Source organism: Streptomyces klenkii (assembly GCF_003626645.1).
Lineage (GTDB): Bacteria > Actinomycetota > Actinomycetes > Streptomycetales > Streptomycetaceae > Streptomyces > Streptomyces klenkii.
Genome location: NZ_RBAM01000007.1, coordinates 36,541 through 58,509 on the forward strand (window position 1 = coordinate 36,541; position 21,969 = coordinate 58,509).

Sequence of the window (21,969 nt, forward strand, 5' to 3'; positions counted from 1 at the left end):
CAAGCCAATCACCACCACCTCGACCCCGCCGACTGCAACCTGCTGAGTGGCACGGCTACGCACGGCGGCACACATGGCGGGTGATCCGCCGACCGTCGGCACCGTCGTTGCGCGCATCAAGGAGGCCAGCAGCGGGGGGACAGGTGGGGGGCGCGGCTCCGGTGGTCGAGCTGTGCGGCCGGTGGGAGGCCGGGCGCCGTACTCCCACCGTCACGGATGCGGGCGCGTAAGGAGACCGCACCCTCCGGCCCTGGGCTGAGGGGGAGCGGGCAGCTGCCGCGATGTGGCTGAGCCCGTCATGGGCGCGTCCGCTCAGCCGATCACCATCGTGGCCGAGCGTCCGCCTGCCCCTGGCCGGTAGCTGAGACTCACGCCGCCAGCGGCTCCGGACCGCCCCTGCGCACCAGCTCTGCCACGGCCCGTACGGTCTCCGCCGACCACAGCAGCCGCACCACCCCCGACCCGTCCGCCGCCGACCGGGCCGTAGCCCGCGCACCGTCCAGCGGCACTCCGGCCACGGTCAGCGCCGACACTAAGTCCGCCGCCGCATCCGTCGCCTCACGCCAGCCGGCCACGTAGTCCACCCCGCGCACCCACGTCACGTCATCCGGGTCGAACTCCTCGACGCCGAACCCCATCTGACCCACACCCTCCTTGAGAACTGGACTGATACCAAGTGGGGTTCATGGCGCTGACACACGGCGACCACCCCGGTACCATCGGCACCGGGGATCTTGAAGGTCTCCCGCCGGACCACCCCCGAGCCCGCCAGGTGAACGGGGTGGTCCGGCTTTTCTGTTCGCTTGTTGTGCACGGTCCTGCTCCCGCTCGTGAAACGGGAGCAGGACCGCAGGCGGCGGTAGACCCGAAGACCACCGCCTTCCCCTCAGGGTGTCGGGGGAGCCGCAGTACCCACAGCGGCCGAGGAACGGCGACCGCTATGAGCCCTGACCCTGAGGAGACCAGAGGGGGAAGGCTGCCGGACCCTCCCAGGCTGGGCAGCCTCCGCCCCGTCTATGGGGGCGCCTGCCCTCCCCGCTCGCCCCGGCCTTTCACGGAGCATCCCGGTACATGGCATCAGCCAGGCCGGGATCAACATGGAACTTGATCAAGGCCCATTGGTAGAACCAGTACCAGCTCTCATCCACCCGCCCCAGGACGTGCAGTGCGACCCGTCGAGCTGTCGACGTCAGTGTCATTACTGCCTTCTCCACGTGTAGCTCATCGCGTGCGGCCCGGCCCCTGGCTGCGTATGTCGCTCAAAGGCCGGGCCGCTGGCAGCGGCTGAAGCAGGCAACCGCTGCCGGACCCTCCCCGACGGGCGGTCCTCGCCCCGTCTATGAGGGGGCTTGCCCTTCCTGTCGTTGCCGAGCTACGCGATCAAGGATCCGCCGCAACGCGGCTTCGCTCTCCTCACGCGTCACCGGCCGCAGGCGCAGACGGAGGCCTTTCAGCACCTCATCCAGCCGCTGCTCCGAGATGCGCGTTCGGGCCGCCGTCATCGCCTCAGCTGACGCCAGTGCAACGACGTCTGGACTTCGTCCGTCGGCTCCAGGCGCAAGGGAGATCCGGTCTTGAAGACCAGCACCAACTCCGTACCGCGCGACGTCTCCAAGCTGCGGATGTCTTTGATCTCGCGGATGTCGCCGCTGAGGCTCACCATGTCACCTCGCCGCAGCTCTGTAGCTTTCAAGCGCGCCATCATTCGCCCCCTTCGTGGGTGCCGTTGCCGAGGCGGTCAGAGCCGAGGTCGAAGCGGCAGACCACGGTCTTCCCGCCCTGCTCCCCGGGCGCCCACCACAGGGCGTCAACCAGGCTCTGAACCATCAGCAGGCCTCGCCCCGAATCGGGAAGCACAGCCTCAGGGAGGTCTCCCACCAGCGCAGGCGAGAAGACCTCTCCCATGGGGAGCATCGGGGGGCTGGAGTCTTCATCAGTCACTTCAATGAAGGTCCACTTGGGCCAGCTCCGGAAGGCGACGTCGATGCGCCTCGGCGCACCGGGCTTGGTGAGGCACTCGTCCGGGGTGGTGTGCTGGACGACGTTGGCGATGAGCTCCGAGACGACCGCCCGGGCGTCGCCCGCCCGGCTGTGCAGCCCCCAGTCCCGGAAGGTGGTTTGTGCCATGTCGCGCGCCGCCTTGGCCGCGTCAGGGGACTCGGCGAAGAGCGTCAAGGCCCGGAAGCGCTGCGCGAGTGCGACTGATCTTGTCTCGTTCGAATCGAGTACCGGGAGGGCCCTCGCCGAACGGGACAACCGTGTTGGGTCCATCACTGGCCTCCGAAGTCACGGAAGTTCGACTGGTGTGACCGTAGGCCTGGAACGGTGAGCAAACCCTGAAAAAAATTCAGGGTTAATCGTTTAACTTGCCTTGTCTGGCTTCTACTTAACGGCGCCCAGTCGCACGGCCAGCTCTTGCATGTCTCGTCGCTGGCTGCGCTTGCGCAGCCTCTTGGCCAGGTCGCGAGCGAACTCGTGTGCGCGGATCTGCTCCGGTGCCTTCTGGAACGCTCGTTTCAGGTTGTCCACGGCGTCATCTGTCCGTCCGGCTTCACCGAAGGCTCTGGCGATGTCGAGTCGTAGTCGTGCTTGGCGCTCGACGGGCAGACCAGGCCCGACGCCCCTCATGTCTGACGCTATGGCGACGGCCGACCCGATGTCCTCGAACTCCAGGGCCGTCGCCAGCCGGTGGATCTTCACGTTGGCGGGCCCGAAGGAGGTCCACATCTCGTTGCGGTCGCTACCCAGCCGGTCCGCGGCGTCCTGCGCTTTGGCCAGCATCTCGTTCGTCAACGACTGATCCGCCTGATCTTCGATGCGGGCTGCTGCCACGGCACCGTTGAGGAACAGCGTCCCGTACACGGACAGTGCCAAGGGGGACGACGTCCACCAGCCCGAGGGCACTTCTCCCGGCGCCGTCAGGGTGACGCGCACAGCATCCTCAGGCAAGCCGGCGCCCAACTGGACGTGTGCAACGCCACGGCGCAGCGTCATCACGACGGCTGGATCGCCCAATTCATCGGCCGCGACGTCTCCCTCGTCGACAGCCTTCCACGCCAGGTTGGTCTCCCCGAGCTTACGAAGGTAGACCGCAGCGAGGTGCAAGGTCAGCGCGAATCCGCGGAGCGCCTCGTCCTTCTGCGGCCCGGCCGAGAAGGTGTGCACTGCGAGACGTGAGTCCGCCAGCAGATCGGGGAGCTTGGAGCCGAGGTTGGCGTACTCCGACGCTTGATAGAGCTCCCAGGCTTGGCCGACCTGGGCCGACATCCGTTCGAGGCGAGGAACTTCCCGGTTGTCGAACAAAGACCCGGACAGCCGGCGTGACTGCATGAGCGCAGCTCGGATGACCGGCACGCTCGCCCGATGCCCGTCTTGGTCCTCCAAGAGCGTCGGTGAACCCTGGAGGTCCTCCACGTGGACTCGCAAGGCCTCAGCGATACTCGTCAGCTGCTTGACGCTGTTGACCGAGAGACGGTCGGTTTCGACCCTGTACACCCAGTTCTCGGAGCGGTTCAACAGTTGCCCGAGCTCCGACTGGGTCAGCTTCCGCCGCTTCCGGTAGAACCTCACGCGTTCGCCGAACGTGAGGTGATCGCTCATGCCCCGCATCGTTGCCCTCCCCGGCTACGTCGGATCGAGTGTCACACGCTGCATCGTGCAACGACAGGAGATCCCATCGCTCCGAGGCGGGAAGTTGACTCATTAGGCTCGCCGCATGACGGAGACAGAGCAAGACCGGCGACCCGCCCGCCCCCGCATGGCAGCGGGCGCGTTGTTCTTCAACGACAAGGGGCACGTGCTCTTGGTCCGCCCCTCGTACAAGCCCAAGTGGGAGATCCCCGGCGGATACATCGAAGAAGGGGAGTCCCCTCTGGCCGCGTGCCGTCGGGAGGTGGAGGAGGAGCTGGGGATCACGCCGGCTATCGGCCCGCTCCTGGTCGTGGACTGGGCACCGAACGACGCCGAAGGCGACAAGGTCCTGTACGTCTTCGATGGCGACGAGCTGCAGCCGGAGGACCTGAACGCGATCAGGCCCGACGGTGATGAGGTCCTCGCCGCCGAGTTCCATCCGGCGGACGCCGTCGAACAGCTACTGATTCCGAGGCTCGCCCGCCGCGTGAAGCAAGCGATCATGGCTCGTGGGCAGGCCCATCCGCAGTACCTCGAACACGGCGAGCCAGTGACGTAAGGCATAGAGATGCCCTGGCGCCAGGGATAAAGCCCAGAATTATTCGTGGGGCCGCTACGCCTCGGTCTCAGCCATCGCTTTGCTCGGGGTGGCCTTGCGGGGGCGGCGGCGCTTGGTCGGCGGGCTGGTAGGTCTCGGCTGCCCGTTGAGCATTGCGCTCGCTTCGAGGACTTGTTCGATGATCCTCTTGCGCATGCTTCCCTCAAGATCATTCTTTAGTTCCGTGGCGAGGCGCTCGGCCGTGAGGTAGTAGCTGGTCAGTACTGGCTGTTCGAAGTACCGGTTGAGCTGTCCTAGCGTCTGCCCGTACATGCGGAGATAAGTCCGACTCAAGTAGCCAGCCAAGGCTGTACCGACCGTAGCGAGTGCTCCGATGAATACGCGTGCTTCGATGGTCGGCGCATAGATTCCTGCAGTGAAGCATGCCGCCATAACTAGCAGGCCCAGTGCCATCGCTCGCTGAGAAGAGCGGAACGATCTGTCTGCCTGGTTTGTGGCGATGCGATGGTACTCGTCGATCTGCTGCTGGTTGAGTTCAAGCAATGTGGCAAGTGCGGTGACCGCCTTAAGATCCGAAAGTCGCTTCTCGTCGATTGCGCGTTGACGGTCCCAGGCCTCCACCGCGCTCTTAAGCGTCGCGCGCTCCCGTTGGATGCGCGTCCAGAGATACCAGCCCGCGAAGCCCGTAGCTCCGATGATGCAACACGTGGCCGTGACCCAGAGCCAGGTCGGTGGGACCTCAAGTTGAGCGACAGTAGTGGGTTGGGCGGCTCGGGGGCTTTTAGGTGAGAGGGTGTGGAGGGTCAGTAGGCCGGCTATTAATCCTGCGGTAATGACCGACATGAGGGTGAAGCCGACCGTAAAGATCAGTGGTCGGTTATTGATGCTAAGGCTGAATGGCTCGATGCGAATATCCGGATCAGCTCTCCGTGAAGGTTGTTCGTATGGCATTGCGTCTCCGGTCTCCTGCTGGGCAGCCTGTGCGGCCTCACGACGGACCGGCGCGCCCAGTGGTCGTGCTGCTCATCGGACAGCCTTACAAGCGGTGTAACGGATCCGGAGCCGCGAGGTCACCCTCAGTGAGAGTCTGATGTTGGCTCGATGGGTGAGCGAAGGAGGCCTGCGCGCGGCTAAGCCGTAGGAGGCGAGACGTACGCTGTCCGCATGGCAGATGAGTACGTAGAAGGGGCTCCGGTGTGCCCTCATGGCCCCGGGTGCGCCGCGCCGTCGGCGCTAGCGTGGGCCTCGTCGGTGGCGTGCGGCCAGAGGGTCCTAGGGGGCCCGAGTCAGATGTCGTGGGCGAACGGAGCGCACCAGTGAACGAGAAGCCGCAGGTCAGGGCCGAACTACCTTTTTCGTATGAAGCTCCAGTCTCGCAGGTCCTGTTCGATCGCGCCGCTGTCGTGACGCCCGGCGGCGTGAACTCCCCGGTCCGGGCCTTCCGGGCCGTGGGTGGTACGCCCCGGTTCATGGTGTCCGGCACCGGTCCGTACCTCACCGACGCCGACGGTCGCGAGTACGTCGACCTCGTGTGCTCGTGGGGGCCGATGATCCTCGGGCACGCGCACCCCGAGGTCATCGCGGCCGTCCAGGAGGCGGTGGCCCGGGGCACGTCCTTCGGCACGCCGGGCGAGGGCGAGGTCGCGCTGGCCGAGGAGATCGTGGCGCGCGTCGAGCCGGTGGAGCAGGTGCGCCTGGTCTCCTCGGGGACCGAGGCGACGATGTCGGCGATCCGGCTGGCGCGCGGGTTCACCGGCCGGGCCAAGGTGATCAAGTTCGCGGGCTGCTACCACGGGCACGTGGACGCGCTGCTGGCCGCGGCGGGCTCGGGCGTGGCGACGTTCGGGCTGCCGGACACGCCGGGTGTCACGGGCGCGCAGGCCGGGGACACGATCGTGCTGCCGTACAACGACCTGGAGGCGGTGCACGAGGCGTTCCACGCGTTCCCGGGCGAGATCGCCTGTGTGATCACGGAGGCGTCGCCGGGCAACATGGGCGTGGTGCCGCCGCTGCCCGGTTTCAACCAGGGGCTGAAGGACGCGTGCGCCAAGAACGGCGCGCTGTTCATCTCCGACGAGGTGATGACGGGCTTCCGCACGTCGAAGGCGGGCTGGTTCGGCGTGGACGGCGTGAAGCCGGACCTGATGACGTTCGGCAAGGTCATGGGCGGCGGCTTCCCCGCCGCGGCGTTCGGCGGCCGGGCCGATGTGATGGCGCACCTGGCGCCGGCGGGCCCGGTCTACCAGGCGGGCACCCTCTCGGGTAACCCGGTGGCGACGGCGGCGGGCCTGGCGCAGCTGCGGCTGCTGGACGATGCGGCGTACGAGAAGGTCGACGCGGTGTCCGCGGAGATCAGCGGCCTGGTGAGCGAGGCGCTGAGCAAGGAGGGCGTGGCGCACCGCCTCCAGACGGCGAGCAACATGTTCTCGGTGTTCTTCACCGGGCGCGAGGTGCGGAACTACGACGACGCGCGGGCGCAGGAGGCGTTCCGGTTCAACGCCTTCTTCCACTCGATGCTGTCGCAGGGTGTGTACCTGCCGCCGTCGGCGTTCGAGTCGTGGTTCGTCTCGACGGCGCACGACGCGGCGGCGGTGGAGCGGATCGCGGCGGCGCTGCCGGCGGCGGCGCGCGCGGCGGCCGGGGCGACCGAGGAGGGGGCGAAGTGAGCTCGGAGCGGGGCGCGGCGAAGGACGCCGGGAAGAAGCAGGACGACATCACCGTCGTGCACCTGATGCGCCACGGCGAGGTGCACAACCCGGAGGGCGTGCTCTACGGGCGCCGGGCGGGCTATCACCTGTCGGACCTGGGCCGCCGGATGGCGGACCGGGTGGCGGAGCACCTGGCGGGCCGGGACGTCACCCATGTGGTGGCCTCGCCGCTGGAGCGGGCGCAGGAGACGGCGGCGCCGATCGCCAAGACGCACGGGCTGGACCTGGCGACGGACGAGCGGCTGATCGAGGCGGCGAACGTCTTCGAGGGCAAGACGTTCGGGGTCGGTGACGGCGCGCTGAAGAAGCCGGCGAACTGGAAGTACCTGACGAATCCTTTCCGCCCGTCGTGGGGCGAGCCGTACGTCGAGCAGGTCGTGCGGATGATGAGCGCGCTGGACGCGGCGAAGGACGCGGCGCGCGGTCACGAGGCGGTGTGCGTGAGCCACCAGCTGCCGATCTGGATCGTGCGGAGCTTCGTGGAGCGGCGGCGGCTGTGGCACGACCCGCGGCGGCGGGAGTGCACCCTGGCGAGCCTGACGACGTTCACCTATAGGGGGGACAAAATCGTATCGGTGGGGTATAGCGAACCGGCCCGGGATCTGGTGCCGGCGCATCTCCTCGCGGGGGCCAAGCCGGTGAAGGGCGCGTCCAAGGCGTTCGGCGCCTGACACCCTTTCGGCGGAGCCCGGGTTGCTCCGTAAGACGTCTCCGGCTGCGTAAATGCGGGGCAACTCCGTAAAGACGGGGGAAACTGCGCAACCGCCGTACTCGACGCGCCCTCTCACGCAATGTCGTCTTATATGGACGACATACGGCGTGGGGCACGGCGAGTACGGACGGAGTCGACATGCGCGACATCAGCCGACGGGGTCTCCTCGGGTGGGGTGTGGGAGCGGCCGCGGCGCTGGGCGGCGTCGCCGGCTGCTCCTCGACTGCGGCTCCCGAACGACGCAGCGGCCCGGCGGCGAAGGCCGTCGAGCGGGCCAAGGCCAGGCCGATCGGCGACGGTTCGACGGCGGACGCGGGGCCGCAGCCCAACCAGCCGCCGGAGCCCGAGCGGCTGGAGCCGGGGCAGAAGCCGCCGCAGTTCGTGATCTTCTCGTGGGACGGGGCGGGCGAGGTCGGCAACGGGCTCTTCCCGCGCTTCCGGAAGCTGGCGCAGGACCACAACGCGCGCATGACGTTCTTCCTGTCCGGGCTGTATCTGCTGCCCGAGTCGAAGCGGCACCACTACAAGCCGCCGAACAACCCGGTCGGCGCCTCCGACATCGGCTACCTCACCGACGAGCACGTGCGGGCCACGCTGATGAACGTGCGGGAGGCGTGGCTGGAGGGGCATGAGATCGGCACCCACTTCAACGGCCACTTCTGTTCCGGCGAGGGGTCGGTCGGCCGGTGGGAGGGGGAGGACTGGGAGTCGGAGATCGACCAGGCGGTCTCCTTCGTCACCGAGTGGCGGACGAACACCGGGTTCGGTGATCTGGAGCCGCTGCCGTTCGACTACCGCAAGGAGCTCGTGGGCGCCCGGACGCCGTGTCTGCTGGGGCAGGACAATCTGCTGCCGACGGCGGCGAAGCTCGGCTGGCGCTACGACGCGAGTTCCCCGGGCGGTACGCAGGTGTGGCCGTCGAAGAAGCACGGGCTATGGGATTTCCCGCTCCAGCAGATTCCCTTTCCCGGGCATTCGTTCGAAGTCCTGTCGATGGACTACAACATCCTCGCCAATCAGTCGAAGAACACCACGCGCGGTCCTTCGATCCACTATCCGGAGTGGCGGCAGCAGGCCACCGACTCGTACCTGGCCGGCTTCGAGCGGGCGTACGAGACGAATCGGGCTCCCTTCTTCGTCGGGAACCACTTCGAGGAATGGAACGGGGGCATTTATATGGATGCGGTGGAGGAAGCTCTGAAACGCATCGCCGACGATCAGTACAAGGACGTGCGGCTGGTGTCCTTCCGGCAGTTCACGGACTGGATGGACGCCCAGGACCCGGCGGTGCTGCGGGGCCTGCGCCGGCTGGAGGTCGGCGAGAAGTGGCACGCCGGGGTGGCCGCCTGACCGCCTCCGCGGCCGGCTCGCGGGGCCCCGCCGGGCGGCGGTTCACGTCACAGGGGGGCGCGGAAGATCCCTAAACGGACCATGCGAAACTTTTCACATGAGTGCCTGCCGCGCCTTTCGACGCCCCGGACCACGCCGGCGTATCACCCTGCCGGCCATCCTCGCCGCCGCCGCGGCCCTGTCCCTGACCGCCTGCGGCTCGGGCGACAACCCCAAGAGCGGCGGTCAGACCCAGTTCGTGCAGGGCACGGGCGGGGTGAGCGTCGTCAGCGACAAGGGCGGGCGGCAGGACGCGCCCGACCTCTCCGGCAAGACGCTGGAGGGCAAGGAACTCGACGTCGCCAAGGACTACAAGGGCAAGATCGTCGTCCTTAACGTGTGGGGCTCGTGGTGCTCCCCGTGCCGCGCCGAGGCCAAGAACCTCGTCAACGTCGCCAACGACTACAAGGACAAGGGCGTCCAGTTCGTCGGGCTCAACACCCGCGACTCCGACCCCGCCCCGGCGATCAAGTTCGAGAAGGAGTTCGAGGTCCCGTACCCGAGCCTCTACGACTCGGCCGGCAAGCTCCTGCTGCGCTTCCCCGCGGGCAGCCTCAACCCCCAGTCCATCCCCTCCACCGTCTTCATCGACCGGGACGGCAAGATCGCCGCGCGGGCGATCAAGGCGCTGACCGAGGAAGAGCTGCGCAAGACGCTCGACCCGCTGGTCGCGGAGAAGTGACCCGGTGACCCCCGCCACCACCGCCGCCGTCACGGTCGCCGTCGGCGAGATGAACCAGACGGTGCTCTCCGGGGCGCTGCTGCTGGCCCTGCCCGTCGCCCTGTTCGGCGGGCTGGTCTCGTTCTTCTCGCCGTGCGTGCTGCCGCTCGTCCCCGGCTACCTCTCCTACGTGACGGGGGTCGGCGGAGCGGACCTGGCCGAGTCCCGCAAGGGGCGGATGCTCGCCGGGTCCACCCTCTTCGTCCTCGGCTTCACCTTCGTCTTCGTCTCCATGGGCACGCTCTTCGGCTGGGTCGGCCGGGCGCTGCTGGTCCACCAGGAGACCATCACGAAGGTGATGGGGGTCCTCACCATCGCGATGGGCCTCGCCTTCATGGGCCTGCTGAACAGGTTCGGGCAGCGCGAGTTCCGCTTCCACACCCGGCCCACCATGGGCCTGGTGGGGGCGCCGCTGCTGGGCGCGCTCTTCGGGCTCGGCTGGGCGCCGTGCATCGGCCCGACGCTCGCCTCCGTCCTCTCCCTCTCCTCCACCCAGGCCAGCGCCGGGCGCGGCGCACTGCTGACCGTCGCCTACTGCCTGGGCCTGGGCCTGCCGTTCATCCTCAGCGCGGTGGCCTTCCGGCGCGCGCTGGGTGCGTTCGGCTGGGTCAAGCGGCACTATGCATGGGTCATGCGCGCCGGCGGGCTGATGCTGGTCGCGGTCGGCGTGCTCCTCGTCACGGGGGTGTGGGACAGCATGATCCGCGAACTGCAGACGTGGTCCAGCTCTTTCTCCCCCGAGGTCTGATGTAAATGGGCACGACAGAGACAACCCCCGCCACCGACGGCGCGGCCGAGGACAAGGACGCGGCCGCCGGCTCGCAGCTGTCCACGGCGCCCGAGGAGGAGCGCGGCCAGGCCGTGCCCGGCTCCTTCGGCGGCATCCGCAAACCCGGCGCGCTCGGGGGAGCGGCCTGGGCCGCCCGCGAGACGCTCGGCTGGGCCCGCTGGTTCTGGCGGCAGCTGACCTCCATGCGGGTCGCCCTGATCCTGCTGTTCCTGCTCTCGCTGGCGACCATCCCCGGCTCGCTCGTCCCGCAGACCAGCGTGGACGCGGTCAAGGCCGAGGGCTGGCGCACGTCCCACGAGACGCTCGGGCCGCTCTACGACAAGCTCGGCCTCTTCCACGTCTACAGCTCGGTGTGGTTCTCCGCGATCTACATCCTGCTGTTCACGTCCCTCGTCGGCTGCATCATCCCGCGCACCTGGCAGTTCGTCGGCCAGCTCCGCGGCCGCCCGCCGGGCGCCCCCCGCAACCTCAAGCGGCTGCCCGCCCACACCACGTGGCGCACCGATGCCGACCCCGAGCAGGTCCTGGCCGCGGCACGGACGCTGCTGAAGAAGCGCCGCTTCCGCACCGAGCCCGGCAGCGACTCCGTCGCCTCCGAGAAGGGCTACCTGCGCGAGGCCGGCAACCTCGTCTTCCACATCGCGCTCATCGTGCTGCTCCTGGCCTTCGCCTCCGGGCAGCTGTGGAAGTCCGAGGGCCAGAAGCTGATCATCGAGGGCGACGGCTTCGCCAACACGCTCGTCCAGTACGACGACTTCAAGTCCGGCTCGCTGTTCACGGCCGACGACCTCAAGCCCTTCAGCTTCTACATGGACGACTTCGAGGCCACGTACGAGCGCACCGGCCCCCAGCGCGGCACCCCGCGCACCTACGAGGCCCACGTCACCTACCACGAGGGCGCCGACGGGCCCGGCCGCAAGGCCACGATCAAGGTCAACGAGCCGCTGGAGACCTCCGGCTCGAAGGTCTACCTGATCGGCCACGGCTACGCGCCGGTCGTCACCGTCCGCGACGGACAGGGCGACGTCTCCTTCCGCGGCGGCATCCCGTCCCTGCCGATCGACAACAACATCACCGAGTCGACGGTCCTGAAGGTCGGCGACTACCGCACCAAGGACGGCAAGAAGGACCAGATCGGCTTCAAGGGCAACTTCGTGCCGACCCTGGACCTGACGACCGGCACGATGCTGTCCCAGTTCCCCGACCTGGACAATCCGCGCCTCGTCCTCACCGCCTACCACGGCTGGCTCGGCACCAACAGCGGCACGCCGCAGAACGTCTACCAGCTCGACGTCTCCAAGATGGAGCAGTTCAAGAACAAGGACGGCAAGGCCTTCGCGCAGGCCCTCAAGGTCGGCGACACCATGACGCTGCCCGACGGCGGCACCCTGAAGTTCGAGGGCATCAAGCCCTGGGCCACCTTCCAGATCTCCCAGCAGCCCGGCAACGCCACCGCCCTCGCCGGTGCGGTCGCGGCCCTCGCCGGTGTCGCCGGCTCCCTGTTCATCCAGCGCCGCCGCGTCTGGGTGCGGGCCGTGCGCGGCACGGACGGGCACACCGTCGTCGAGCTGGCCGGCCTCGGCCGCAGCGAGTCCGCCAAGCTCCCCGAGGAGCTCGCCGACCTCGCCGCCGCCCTGCAGGCCGACGCCCCGCCCGTGACCGCCACGGACGCCCCCGACCCCGCGGAGTCCGCCGAGTCCGCGGATTCCTCCGCAGCATCCGAAGGAGCGCGCGCGTGATCCCCCTCGCTGCCGCAGCCAACGAGAACCTGGCCCACATCAGCAATGTGCTGATCTATTCGGCCATGGCCGTCTACACCCTGGCCTTCCTCGCCCACATCGCCGAGTGGGTGTTCGGCAGCCGGAGCGCCGTCGGCCGCACCGCCGCCGCGATCACCACCGAGGCGGATAAGGCCGCCACCGGCACCGCGGCCGCCGCGAGCGCACAGGGCGGCGGCACCGCCGTCCTGGAGCGCCCCAAGGTCGTCACCCGCGCCGCCGCCGGCCGCCGCGACGTCCCCGACGGCCCCGGCGCCGCCGGCACCAGCGAGAAGGGCGACGTCTACGGCCGCATCGCCGTCTCCCTGACCGTGCTGTCCTTCCTGCTGCACGCCGGCTCGGTGCTCACCCGGGCGCTGTCCGTGGAGCGGGCCCCCTGGGGCAACATGTACGAGTTCTCCACGACCTTCGGCATGACGGTCGTCGGCGTCTACCTCGGCCTGCTGGCCTTCAAGAAGAACGTGCGCTGGCTCGGCCTGCCGCTGACCACCACGATCCTCCTCGACCTCGGCCTCGCCGTCTCCGTCCTCTACACCGAGAGCGACCAGCTCGTCCCGGCCCTCCACTCGTACTGGCTGTGGATCCACGTCTCCACCGCCATCCTGTGCGGCGCCGCGTTCTGGGTCGGGGCCTGCTCCACCCTGCTCTTCCTCTTCCGCGACGGCTACGAGGCCCGCCTCGTCGAGGGCCGCACCGGCGCCGGCCTGCGCCGCTACCTGAACGAGCTGCCGCAGGACCGCAAGTACGCCCGCTTCAAGGCCAAGCTCGCGCTGCGCACCGACAACCCCATGTCGCGCCTGCCCTCCGCCGCCACCCTCGACAAGCTGGGCTACCGCATCAACGCGACGGTCTTCCCGCTGTGGACCTTCACGATCATCGCGGGCGCGATCTGGGCCGAGGCCGCCTGGGGCCGCTACTGGGGCTGGGACCCCAAGGAGGTCTGGTCCTTCATCACCTGGGTCGCCTACGCCTGCTTCCTGCACGCCCGCGCGACCGCCGGCTGGAAGGGCCGCAAGGCCGCCTACATCGCCCTCGCCGCCTTCGGCTGCTACATCTTCAACTACTACGGCGTGAACATCTTCGTCACCGGCAAGCACTCGTACGCCGGAGTCTGACCCGCGCCCACCCCCTCGTACGGCCCGCCCCGCGCGCTCCCCGGAGCGCGCGCGGCGGGCCGCGGTGGTAGAGCTGGGGGTATGGAGATCCCCTCCCTCTACGGGAAGTCCGAGCCGCGGGGTGAGGACAGCCACCTCCTGCGCTACGAGCTGTCGCTGCCCTACCCCGTGCCCGAGGTGTGGGCGGCCGTCGCCACCCCCGAGGGCCTGCCGGCCTGGCTGGCCGCGGCCGAGCCCTTCGAGCAGCGCGAGGGCGGCGCCATCACCCTGCGCTGGCTGAACACCGACGCCGCCGGGAAGTCCACGGTCGCCCCCGGCCGCGTCACCGCCTGGCAGCCGCAGCGGCTGGCCGAGTACACCGTCGAGATCCACGGCCGGGTCCGCTTCGAGCTGGAGCCGGCCCCGGCCGCCGTCGGCGGCACGCTGCTGCACTTCACCAACGAGTTCACCGGCCCCGACACCGTCCGCCTGGACTGCCTCGCGGGCTGGCACCACCACTTCGAGTACCTGCTGGAGGCCCTCGCCGGCCGGCCCGCGGACTGGACGGGGTGGACCCTCGAACGGTGGCGCAAGCTCCGCGCCGAGTACGAGCTGCGCGGCACCGGCGACCCCGGCGCGCCCCCGAAGGGCTGAGGACCGTCAGCGCCTGGGCCGCTTGCCCTTCTCCTGCTCGGGCGGGCTCTGCCGGGCGCCGGGGAATGCGGGCTTGGGCAGGTGCGTCACGTCCCACTTGGCCTGCTCCAGCTGCTGCGCGGTGTCCGCGGGCAGCCGCGGCGGGCGCTTGGCCCGGTCCGTGAAGCCGAACGCCGAGGTCAGGTCGCCGAAGGCGCGCCGCCGCCAGGCGCTGATGTTCGGCTCCCGCACTCCCGTCCACACCTCCAGGAAGCGCAGCACCGAGGTGTGGTCGAAGGCGTCGCCCGCGGCCCAGCCGCCCACCGTCCACGGCGACACGATCAGGCACGGCACCCGGAAGCCGCCGCCGATCGGCAGCTTCCCCACGAACTCGTCCGCCGTGCCCGCGGGCGGCACCGGCGGCGGCACGTGGTCGAAGAGGCCGTCGTTCTCGTCGTAGTTCAGGATGAAGACCGTCTTCGCCCACACGTCGGGGTTGTCCGCGATGGCCTCGATCTTGCGTGCCACGTAGTCCGCGCCCGCGGCCGGCAGGTAGCGCGGGTGCTCCGACTGCGCCGCGGTCGGGATGATCCAGGAGACGGCCGGCAGCTTGCCGCCCCGCGCGTCCTCCTCGAAGGCGCCGGCGGGCAGCCGCCGCATCCCCCGCTCGTACAGCGGATCGCCCGGCTTCGCGTCCTTGAACTGCTGGAACTGCTCCAGCAGGTTGCAGCCGTAGTTGTCCTCCTCCTGGTACACCCGCCAGCTGACCCCCGCCGCCTGGAGCCGCTCCGCGTACGTCGTCCAGCGGTACGGCTCGGGGGCGGTGTTGTCGATGACGGGGCCGCCGCGGGCGCCGGCCGGGTCGATGGTGCCCGTCATCCAGTACAGCCGGTTGGGCCAGGTGGGCCCCATGACCGAGCAGAAGTAGTTGTCGCAGAGGGTGAAGGCCTCGGCGAGGGCGAACTGGAAGGGGATGTCCTCGCGCGTGTGGTAGCCCATCACGTACGGGCCGTTCGCGCCGTCCGCCTTGCGGTGCGCCGGCATCCAGCGGTCCATCTTCCCGCCGTTCCACGCCTCGTGCTGCACGGACCAGGCGTGGCTGGTGGACGGGATGGCCTGGGCGCTCGACTTGTGCGTGTCGAGGCGGAACGGCAGCAGGTGGCCGGCGGGGTTCTTCTCGTCGGGCTGGTGGAAGACGTCCTGGCCGTTCGGCAGCTTGATGGCGTCCGGGTCCCCGAAGCCCCGCACACCCTTGAGGGTGCCGAAGTAGTGGTCGAAGGACCGGTTCTCCTGCATGAGCATGACCACGTGCTCGATGTCGCGCAGCGAGCCGCGGCGGGCCGGGCCGGTGGCGACGGCCCGCTGCACGCTCGGCGGCAGCAGCGACAGTGCGGCGGCGCCGCCGACGGCACCCGCGGCGGAGCCGAGGAGTCTGCGTCGGGTCATCTCGGGCATGGTGTGTGCCCCTCTCCCTGGAGTCGCGTGAGGCCTCAGTGTGGCTTCTCGGACTCTCCCGGCACGGGTGCGTCAAGGGCAGGAGGGGGTGTGTGAACGGGGCGCCAAATGGCTGTGAAGAGGAGCGAGTTGATCCGGAAGCCCGTGTGCGGGGCCCGAAATCTGCTTTTCTTATGACCCGATCGAGGGATCGTCTGCTACGCCGTACGGCGGGTGACGTGCGCGAAGCCGGGTGACGGCCGGTCGGGCGAATCGCCTGGCGGGGCGTCAGGGCCTCGGGTAGGCGCCGGGGCGGGCGGTCAGCTCGCGGGCGGCGGATCGCCCTGGTCGCGCCGGAGCGACTTCAGGAACTCGGGGTTGTCGTCGGGCGCGACCCACTTCCGCTCGCCGCCGCGGGCCGCGGCCGCGGCCCGCGGGCGCCCCGCGATCAGCCAGGCGACCGGCCCGATCAGCACCTCGCCGAAGAGCAGGATGACGATCACCCAGGCCGGCTTCGGCAGGCCGCGGACCTCGTTCTCCGGAGTGTTCAGGCAGTCGACGAAGGCGTAGATCCACAGCGCCAGGATCAGCAGGAACGGCAGATACCTGAGCATGTCGGACGGCTCCCCGGAGACGGCGGTACGGGCCGCGCGGCGGCCCCGATACGCAGCCAGCGTAGTGCGTGCTTGATACTGGAACGCATGGCTTACGACGACCTTCGCTCGCTCCTCCGGGCGCTGGAGCGCGACGGCGACCTCAAGCGCATCAAGGCGGAAGTCGATCCGTACCTGGAAATCGGCGAGATCACGGACCGCGTGAACAAGGCGGGCGGCCCCGCCCTCCTCTTCGAGAACGTCAAGGGCTCGGCCATGCCGCTGGCCATGAACGTCTTCGGCACCGACCGCCGGCTGCTCAAGGCGCTCGGCCTGAGCTCCTACGACGAGATCAGCGAGAAGATCGGCGGCCTGCTCAAGCCCGAGCTGCCGCACGGCTTCACCGGCGTCCGCGAGGCGTTCGGCAAGCTCGGCTCGATGGCGCACGTCCCACCGCGGAAGATCAAGGACGCGCCGGTCCAGGAAGTCGTCCTCACCGGCGACGACGTCGACCTCGACCAGCTGCCCGCGCTCTTCACCTGGCCCGAGGACGGCGGCTCCTTCTTCAACCTGGGCCTCACCCACACCAAGCACCCCGAGACGGGCGTGCGGAACCTGGGCCTCTACCGCCTCCAGCGCCACGACAAGCGCACCATCGGCATGCACTGGCAGATCCACAAGGACAGCCGCAACCACTACCAGGTCGCCGCCAAGCGCGGCGAGCGGCTGCCGGTCGCGATCGCCTTCGGCTGCCCGCCGGCCGTGACGTACGCCTCCACGGCGCCGCTGCCCGGCGACATCGACGAGTACCTCTTCGCGGGCTTCGTCTCCGGCAAGCGCGTGGAGATGACCGACTGCAAGACCGTCCCGCTCCAGGTCCCGGCCAACGCCGAGGTCGTCCTGGAGGGCTGGCTGGAGCCGGGCGAGATGCTCCCGGAAGGCCCCTTCGGCGACCACACCGGCTTCTACACCCCGCAGGAGCCGTTCCCGGCGCTGACGATCGACTGCGTGACGATGCGCAAGCGGCCGCTGCTCCAGTCCATCGTCGTCGGCCGCCCGCCGACGGAGGACGGCCCGCTGGGCCGGGCCACGGAGCGGTTCTTCCTGCCCCTGCTGAAGATCATCATCCCGGACATCGTGGACTACCACCTGCCGGAGTCCGGCGGCTTCCACAACTGCGCGATCATCTCGATCGACAAGAAGTACCCCAAGCACGCGCAGAAGGTCATGCACGCCGTCTGGGGCGCGCACATGATGTCGCTGACCAAGCTGATCATCGTGGTGGACGCGGACTGCGACGTGCACGACCTGCACGAGGTGTCGTGGCGGGCGCTGGGCAACACCGACTACGCGCGCGACCTGACGGTCGTCGAGGGCCCGGTGGACCACCTCGACCACGCCTCGTACCAGCAGTTCTGGGGCGGCAAGGCGGGCATCGACGCGACGGCGAAGTGGCCCGAGGAGGGCTACACGCGCGACGGGGGGTGGCCGCGGATGGTCGAGTCGGATCCGGAGACGGCGACGAAGGTCGACCGCCGGTGGAAGGAGTACGGGCTGTGACCACTGCTGCCGCCGTTCCGCAGCCGGGCCGGACCCGGTCCTTCCTGAAGCTCGTCATGATCGAGCACTCGGTCTTCGCGCTGCCCTTCGCCTACATCGCCACCCTCACCGCGATGTTCCGCACGTACGGCAACATCCACTGGACGCGGCTGCTGCTGGTCACCGTGGCGATGGTCGGCCTGCGCACGTTCGCGATGGCCTGCAACCGCATCATCGACCGCGAGATCGACGCGCGGAACCCGCGCACGGCGGGCCGCGAGCTGGTCACCGGCGCGGTGTCCGTGCGCTCGGCGTGGACCGGCGCCGGCATCGCCGTCTTCTTCTTCCTGGGCGCGGCGGCGCTGCTGAACCCGCTGTGCCTGGCGCTGGCCCCGATCGCGGTCGTGCCGATGGTGGTCTATCCGTACGGGAAACGATTCACCGACTTCCCGCACGCGATCCTGGGCCTGGCGCAGGCGATGGGCCCGGTGGGCGCGTGGCTCGCGGTGACGGGGGAGTGGTCGTGGGAGGCGGTGATCCTGGGCCTCGCGGTGGGCGTGTGGATCGGCGGCTTCGACCTGATCTTCGCCTGCCAGGACGTGATGGCGGACCGGGCGCACGGCGTGAAGTCGACCCCGGCGCGCTTCGGCGTCCCGGCGGCGCTGCACGGCGCCCGCGTGTGCCACGTGATCACGACGGGCCTGCTGGCCTGGTACGGGGCGGCGACGCACGCGGGGGCGTTCTTCTGGGTGGGCCTGGCCCTCGTCGCGGCGGCGTTCGTCTACGAGCACACGATCGTCCGTCCGCATGACCTGTCGCGGCTGAACCGGGCCTTCTTCACGGTGAACGGCGTGATCGGGATCTGCTTGTTCGTGTTCACGCTGCTGGACCTGTCGGTGCGGGGCCTCGGGCTGTAGCTGGATCGTGTGATCACCCACGAAGGGGGCGGAAGCCCGGGCGGGGCAGCGGCTAGCTTGGGCCGCGTTCCCCGCCCTTGCGGGGGTGTTCCGCCGTTGACCGTCAAAAGCGCCCTGTTCAGGCGTTGCTCCCCGCACATGCGGGGGTGAGTGGGCCACCCGGCGGTCCGAGGCCGGCTCGGAGCGCCGGGATAGGCTCGCCGTATGAACGACGGCAAGCGCCGCCCCTGGGTGGTTGGGGTCTCCGGCGCATCTGGGACGCCCTACGCGGCGGCAGTGCTGCGGGCGCTGCTGGACGCGGGCGAGAGCGTCGACATCGTCGTCTCGCGCGCGTCGCGGCTGACGCTGCTGGACGAGACCGGGATCAAGTTCCGTGACGCCCACTGGCAGGAGGACCTGCGCGAGTGGCTGGCGCTGGGCGCCGACGGCAAGCCGCACTTCCCGGGCGCCCGGCTGGAGGACGTCCGCTACTGGCCGGCGGGCGATCTCGCCGCGGGGCCGTCGTCCGGCTCGTATCCGGCGAAGGGGATGCTGATCGTCCCGGCGAGCACGGCCTGTGTGGCCGGGGTGGCGCTGGGGCTGTCGAAGGACCTGTTGCAGCGCGTGGCGAGCGTGACGCTCAAGGAGCGGCGGCCGCTGGTCGTCGCCGTGCGGGAGACGCCGCTGAGCGGGCAGTCGCTGAAGCAGCTGGTGGCGCTGGACGAGGCGGGCGCAGTGGTGCTGCCCGCCTCTCCGGCGTTCTACGCGGGTGCGACGCACATCCAGGATCTGGTGGACTTCGTCGCGGGGCGGGTGCTGGATGCGGCGGGTGTGCCGCACCGGCTGTACCGCCGGTGGAAGGGAGAGCTGGGTGAGGCGCGCTCCCGGGAGGGGGACTAGCGCTTCTTCGCGCGCACGCCCCGGCTCGTGGCGCGCGCGGCCTTGGTCTCGGCGCGGCGCTCGGCGGTCTGGTGGGCACGCGAGCGGTTGGCCAGGTCCTGCATCTCACGCATGCGGGCGTAGGCCATCTCGATCGTGTACACGGTGTACGTCACTCCTGAAGGATCGTCGTTGATCTAGCGAGTTGAGCGAAGATTTGCAGGACTTCGAGCCCTGCATGCCTTAGATTCTACATGAAAAGCGGCGAGTTCGCCGATTATTGAAAGGTGCCAGGTTATGGACGCGGTGGACAGGCAGCTCATCCAGGCCCTCCGGGAGAACGGCCGGGCCTCGTACGCGGAGCTGGGCCGGCTGGTGGGCCTCTCCGGGCCGAGCGTCACCGACCGGATCAACCGCCTGGAGGCGGCGGGCGTCATCACGGGCTACCGCGCGACCGTGAACGCCGCGTCGCTCGGCCTGGGCGTCACCGCCCTGATCGGCCTTCAGCTCTCGGACTCCGCCGACCACGAGGACGTCGCCCGCCGGCTGCGCGACCTGGAGGAGATCGAGGACTGCTGGTTCATCGCCGGCGACGACTCGTACATGCTCAAGGTCCGCGTCGGCGACGTGGACGGCCTGGAGCGGACCATCCGCCGGCTGTCCGGCACCAAGGGCGTCAGCCGCACCCGTACCACGATCGTGCTGTCCACGAAGTGGGAGAACCGGGTCGGCGAACTGCCCGACGAGGCGTAGGGATACGCTCGGGAGGGTTCGTAAAGCGGAAGTATCGGAGAGGCGGACGGCATGGACGCGGGGCTCAAGCGCGAGCTGGAGGAGAAGGTCCTCGCCGGGGAGCGGCTGACCCGTGAGGACGGCATCGCCCTCTACGAGTCCGACGACCTGGCCTGGCTGGGCGGGCTCGCCCACCACGTGCGCACGCAGAAGAACGGCGACGTCGTCCACTTCAACGTCAACCGTCACCTGAACATGACGAACGTGTGCACGGCGTCGTGCGCGTACTGCTCGTTCCAGCGCAAGCCGGGCGAGAAGGACGCGTACACGATGCGCATCGAGGAGGCCGTCCGCCTCGCCAAGGCGATGGAGAGCGACAAGCTCACCGAGCTGCACATCGTCAACGGCCTCCACCCGACGCTGCCCTGGCGCTACTACCCGCGCTCGCTGAAGGCCCTCAAGGAGGCGCTGCCGAACGTCTCGCTGAAGGCCTTCACCGCCACCGAGATCCAGCACTTCGAGAAGATCTCCGGCCTGCCGGCCGACGAGATCCTCGACGAGCTGATCGACGCCGGCCTGGAGTCGCTGACCGGCGGCGGCGCGGAGATCTTCGACTGGGAGGTCCGGCAGCACATCGTCGACCACGACACCCACTGGGAGGACTGGTCGCGCATCCACCGCCTGGCGCACTCCAAGGGCCTCAAGGGCCCGGCGACGATGCTCTACGGCCACATCGAGGAGCCGCGGCACCGCGTCGACCACGTCCTGCGGCTGCGCGAGCTCCAGGACGAGACCGGCGGCTTCCACGTCTTCATCCCGCTGCGCTACCAGCACGACTTCGTGGACATGAAGGACGGCAAGATCCGCAACCGCCTCCAGGCCCGCACGACGATGGCGTCGGGCGCCGAGGCGCTGAAGACCTTCGCGGTCTCGCGGCTGCTGTTCGACAACGTCCCGCATGTCAAGGTGTTCTGGGTGATGCACGGCGTGCAGACCGCGCAGCTCGCGCTCCAGCACGGTGCGGACGACATGGACGGCTCGGTCGTCGAGTACAAGATCACGCACGACGCGGACAACTACGGCACGCCGAACAAGCTCACCCGCGACGACCTGCTGGAGCTGATCCGCGAGGCCGGCTTCCGCCCGGTGGAGCGCAACACCCGTTACGAGATCATCCGCGAGTACCCGGGCCCGGACGCCGCGCTGCGCGAATCGCCGCAGGCGATGCGGCTCTGAGATCCACTTCGGGGCGTGCTGTACTGGTTTGACTGAAGAACGTGCCCCCTTCGGTCGTCGTCGAGGAGAAGGTCCCGCCCGTGAGTAGCCAGAAGTACGCGTCGCTCCGCTACACCGCCCTGCGATTCGGCCTGCTCATCGGCTGCTTCGCCGTCGTCTACGTGCTCTGCTACGCCCACGTCATCCCGCTGGGCGTGGGCAGCTCGAACCTCATGTGGATGGTCCTGCTCTCGCTCGTGCTGTCCGCGCCGCTCAGCTGGGTGCTGCTGCGCAAGCAGCGCGACGCGATGTCCGTGCAGATCGTCGAGCGCGTGGACCGGGCGAAGGCGGCGATCAACGCCAACGCCGGTCAGGAGGACGGGGTGTAAGCCTCGTCACGTTTGCCCGATTTCGCGCCGGTGCCCCGGTGCGGAGCGACCCCGCTCCGCACCGGGGCACCGGCGTTTTCCGCATGCCCCCGCGCCCTCACGAACCCAAAGAAGACCTTTGGGTTCCCCAAAGTCCAAGTGTTAACGTATTGGACATGAAGACAGCAGCAGCGCACCAGTTCCCCACGGGCCCCGTGCTCGTGGCGCGCCTGCACGTCGATCTTTGCCGCCGTGTCAACGCGGCCTGTTGCCGCCGCTGACGCATGTCCCCCGCGGCC

23 protein-coding genes are annotated in these 21,969 nt (G+C 69.2%); 15 read left to right on the forward strand and 8 right to left on the reverse strand.

Annotation, left to right across the window (positions count from 1 at the left end; translation table 11 throughout):
• Window positions 1-368 precede the first annotated feature (368 nt).
• The 4 genes from D7231_RS17740 to D7231_RS17755 all read right to left on the reverse strand — a co-directional run bounded on the left by D7231_RS17740 (window position 369) and on the right by D7231_RS17755 (window position 3,600).
• A complete protein-coding gene (locus D7231_RS17740; RefSeq protein ID WP_120756466.1) occupies window positions 369-638 on the reverse strand; it encodes a hypothetical protein in 270 nt (89 codons plus the stop codon).
• A gap of 860 nt (window positions 639-1,498) precedes the next feature.
• On the reverse strand, window positions 1,499-1,663 hold the full coding sequence (locus D7231_RS36535; RefSeq protein ID WP_158673780.1) for a hypothetical protein: 165 nt from the start codon (window positions 1,661-1,663) through the stop codon (window positions 1,499-1,501).
• A gap of 38 nt (window positions 1,664-1,701) precedes the next feature.
• On the reverse strand, window positions 1,702-2,127 hold the full coding sequence (locus tag D7231_RS17750; RefSeq protein WP_241999782.1) for an ATP-binding protein: 426 nt from the start codon (window positions 2,125-2,127) through the stop codon (window positions 1,702-1,704).
• Between the two features lie 255 nt (window positions 2,128-2,382).
• Window positions 2,383-3,600, reverse strand: a complete 1,218-nt coding sequence (locus D7231_RS17755) for a helix-turn-helix domain-containing protein (RefSeq protein ID WP_199739404.1) — start codon at window positions 3,598-3,600, stop codon at window positions 2,383-2,385.
• 115 nt (window positions 3,601-3,715) lie between these two features.
• Between D7231_RS17755 and D7231_RS17760 the strand changes: the two genes are divergently transcribed.
• Window positions 3,716-4,189 carry an NUDIX domain-containing protein gene (locus tag D7231_RS17760; protein WP_120756470.1) on the forward strand — a complete coding sequence of 158 codons (474 nt, stop codon included), beginning with the start codon at window positions 3,716-3,718 and terminating at the stop codon, window positions 4,187-4,189.
• Window positions 4,190-4,243: 54 nt separating this feature from the next.
• Here D7231_RS17760 and D7231_RS36205 read toward each other — a convergent pair whose 3' ends face one another.
• Window positions 4,244-5,140 carry a hypothetical protein gene (locus D7231_RS36205; RefSeq protein WP_147449757.1) on the reverse strand — a complete coding sequence of 299 codons (897 nt, stop codon included), beginning with the start codon at window positions 5,138-5,140 and terminating at the stop codon, window positions 4,244-4,246.
• A 365-nt stretch (window positions 5,141-5,505) separates the two neighbouring features.
• On the opposite strand from D7231_RS36205, the gene hemL reads away from it, so the two are divergent.
• The 8 genes from hemL to D7231_RS17805 all read left to right on the forward strand — a co-directional run bounded on the left by hemL (window position 5,506) and on the right by D7231_RS17805 (window position 14,035).
• Window positions 5,506-6,855, forward strand: a complete 1,350-nt coding sequence (gene hemL / locus D7231_RS17770; RefSeq protein WP_120756472.1) for a glutamate-1-semialdehyde 2,1-aminomutase — start codon at window positions 5,506-5,508, stop codon at window positions 6,853-6,855.
• A 65-nt stretch (window positions 6,856-6,920) separates the two neighbouring features.
• Complete coding sequence (locus D7231_RS17775; protein WP_120756803.1) at window positions 6,921-7,568, forward strand: histidine phosphatase family protein; 648 nt, start codon at window positions 6,921-6,923, stop codon at window positions 7,566-7,568.
• A gap of 179 nt (window positions 7,569-7,747) precedes the next feature.
• A complete protein-coding gene (locus D7231_RS17780) occupies window positions 7,748-8,959 on the forward strand; it encodes a polysaccharide deacetylase family protein (RefSeq protein ID WP_120756473.1) in 1,212 nt (403 codons plus the stop codon).
• A gap of 97 nt (window positions 8,960-9,056) precedes the next feature.
• Window positions 9,057-9,680, forward strand: coding sequence for a TlpA family protein disulfide reductase (locus D7231_RS17785; protein ID WP_120756474.1), 624 nt, complete (start codon window positions 9,057-9,059; stop codon window positions 9,678-9,680).
• Window positions 9,681-9,729: 49 nt separating this feature from the next.
• Window positions 9,730-10,467: a cytochrome c biogenesis CcdA family protein gene (locus D7231_RS17790; RefSeq protein WP_030368516.1), complete on the forward strand. Its 738-nt coding sequence runs from the start codon at window positions 9,730-9,732 to the stop codon at window positions 10,465-10,467.
• A gap of 5 nt (window positions 10,468-10,472) precedes the next feature.
• Window positions 10,473-12,248 (forward strand): cytochrome c biogenesis protein ResB, encoded by a 1,776-nt coding sequence (gene resB, locus D7231_RS17795; RefSeq protein WP_120756475.1) that lies wholly within the window; start codon window positions 10,473-10,475, stop codon window positions 12,246-12,248.
• Window positions 12,248-13,402, forward strand: coding sequence for a c-type cytochrome biogenesis protein CcsB (gene ccsB / locus D7231_RS17800; protein WP_120756804.1), 1,155 nt, complete (start codon window positions 12,248-12,250; stop codon window positions 13,400-13,402). The genes resB and ccsB overlap by 1 nt, the downstream gene beginning before the upstream one ends.
• An 81-nt stretch (window positions 13,403-13,483) precedes the next feature.
• A complete protein-coding gene (locus D7231_RS17805; RefSeq protein ID WP_120756476.1) occupies window positions 13,484-14,035 on the forward strand; it encodes an SRPBCC domain-containing protein in 552 nt (183 codons plus the stop codon).
• A 6-nt stretch (window positions 14,036-14,041) separates the two neighbouring features.
• Here the strand turns inward: D7231_RS17805 and D7231_RS17810 are convergent, their stop codons facing one another.
• Both D7231_RS17810 and D7231_RS17815 read right to left on the reverse strand, forming a co-directional pair.
• Complete coding sequence (locus D7231_RS17810) at window positions 14,042-15,469, reverse strand: phosphocholine-specific phospholipase C (protein WP_120756477.1); 1,428 nt, start codon at window positions 15,467-15,469, stop codon at window positions 14,042-14,044.
• A gap of 299 nt (window positions 15,470-15,768) precedes the next feature.
• Window positions 15,769-16,062, reverse strand: a complete 294-nt coding sequence (locus D7231_RS17815; protein WP_120756478.1) for a PLD nuclease N-terminal domain-containing protein — start codon at window positions 16,060-16,062, stop codon at window positions 15,769-15,771.
• 87 nt (window positions 16,063-16,149) lie between these two features.
• On the opposite strand from D7231_RS17815, the gene D7231_RS17820 reads away from it, so the two are divergent.
• From D7231_RS17820 to D7231_RS17830, 3 genes are all read left to right on the forward strand, one after another.
• On the forward strand, window positions 16,150-17,601 hold the full coding sequence (locus D7231_RS17820; protein WP_120756479.1) for a menaquinone biosynthesis decarboxylase: 1,452 nt from the start codon (window positions 16,150-16,152) through the stop codon (window positions 17,599-17,601).
• A complete protein-coding gene (mqnP, locus tag D7231_RS17825) occupies window positions 17,598-18,497 on the forward strand; it encodes a menaquinone biosynthesis prenyltransferase MqnP (RefSeq protein ID WP_120756480.1) in 900 nt (299 codons plus the stop codon). Before D7231_RS17820 ends, mqnP begins: the two co-directional genes overlap by 4 nt.
• A 204-nt stretch (window positions 18,498-18,701) precedes the next feature.
• The gene (locus D7231_RS17830) at window positions 18,702-19,376 is read left to right on the forward strand and encodes a UbiX family flavin prenyltransferase (RefSeq protein ID WP_120756481.1); all 675 of its coding nucleotides are present in this window, start codon (window positions 18,702-18,704) and stop codon (window positions 19,374-19,376) included.
• Here the strand turns inward: D7231_RS17830 and D7231_RS36540 are convergent.
• A complete protein-coding gene (locus D7231_RS36540; protein WP_158673781.1) occupies window positions 19,373-19,531 on the reverse strand; it encodes a hypothetical protein in 159 nt (52 codons plus the stop codon). The genes D7231_RS17830 and D7231_RS36540 overlap by 4 nt on opposite strands.
• Window positions 19,532-19,652: 121 nt before the next feature.
• On the opposite strand from D7231_RS36540, the gene D7231_RS17835 reads away from it, so the two are divergent.
• The 3 genes from D7231_RS17835 (at window position 19,653) to D7231_RS17845 (ending at window position 21,691) form a co-directional block, all read left to right on the forward strand.
• Window positions 19,653-20,108 carry an Lrp/AsnC family transcriptional regulator gene (locus D7231_RS17835; RefSeq protein ID WP_120756482.1) on the forward strand — a complete coding sequence of 152 codons (456 nt, stop codon included), beginning with the start codon at window positions 19,653-19,655 and terminating at the stop codon, window positions 20,106-20,108.
• Between the two features lie 51 nt (window positions 20,109-20,159).
• On the forward strand, window positions 20,160-21,323 hold the full coding sequence (gene mqnE, locus D7231_RS17840) for an aminofutalosine synthase MqnE (RefSeq protein ID WP_120756483.1): 1,164 nt from the start codon (window positions 20,160-20,162) through the stop codon (window positions 21,321-21,323).
• An 80-nt stretch (window positions 21,324-21,403) separates the two neighbouring features.
• Entirely contained in the window at window positions 21,404-21,691 is a 288-nt protein-coding gene (locus D7231_RS17845) for a DUF4229 domain-containing protein (RefSeq protein WP_120756805.1), read from the forward strand.
• Window positions 21,692-21,969: the final 278 nt, after the last annotated feature.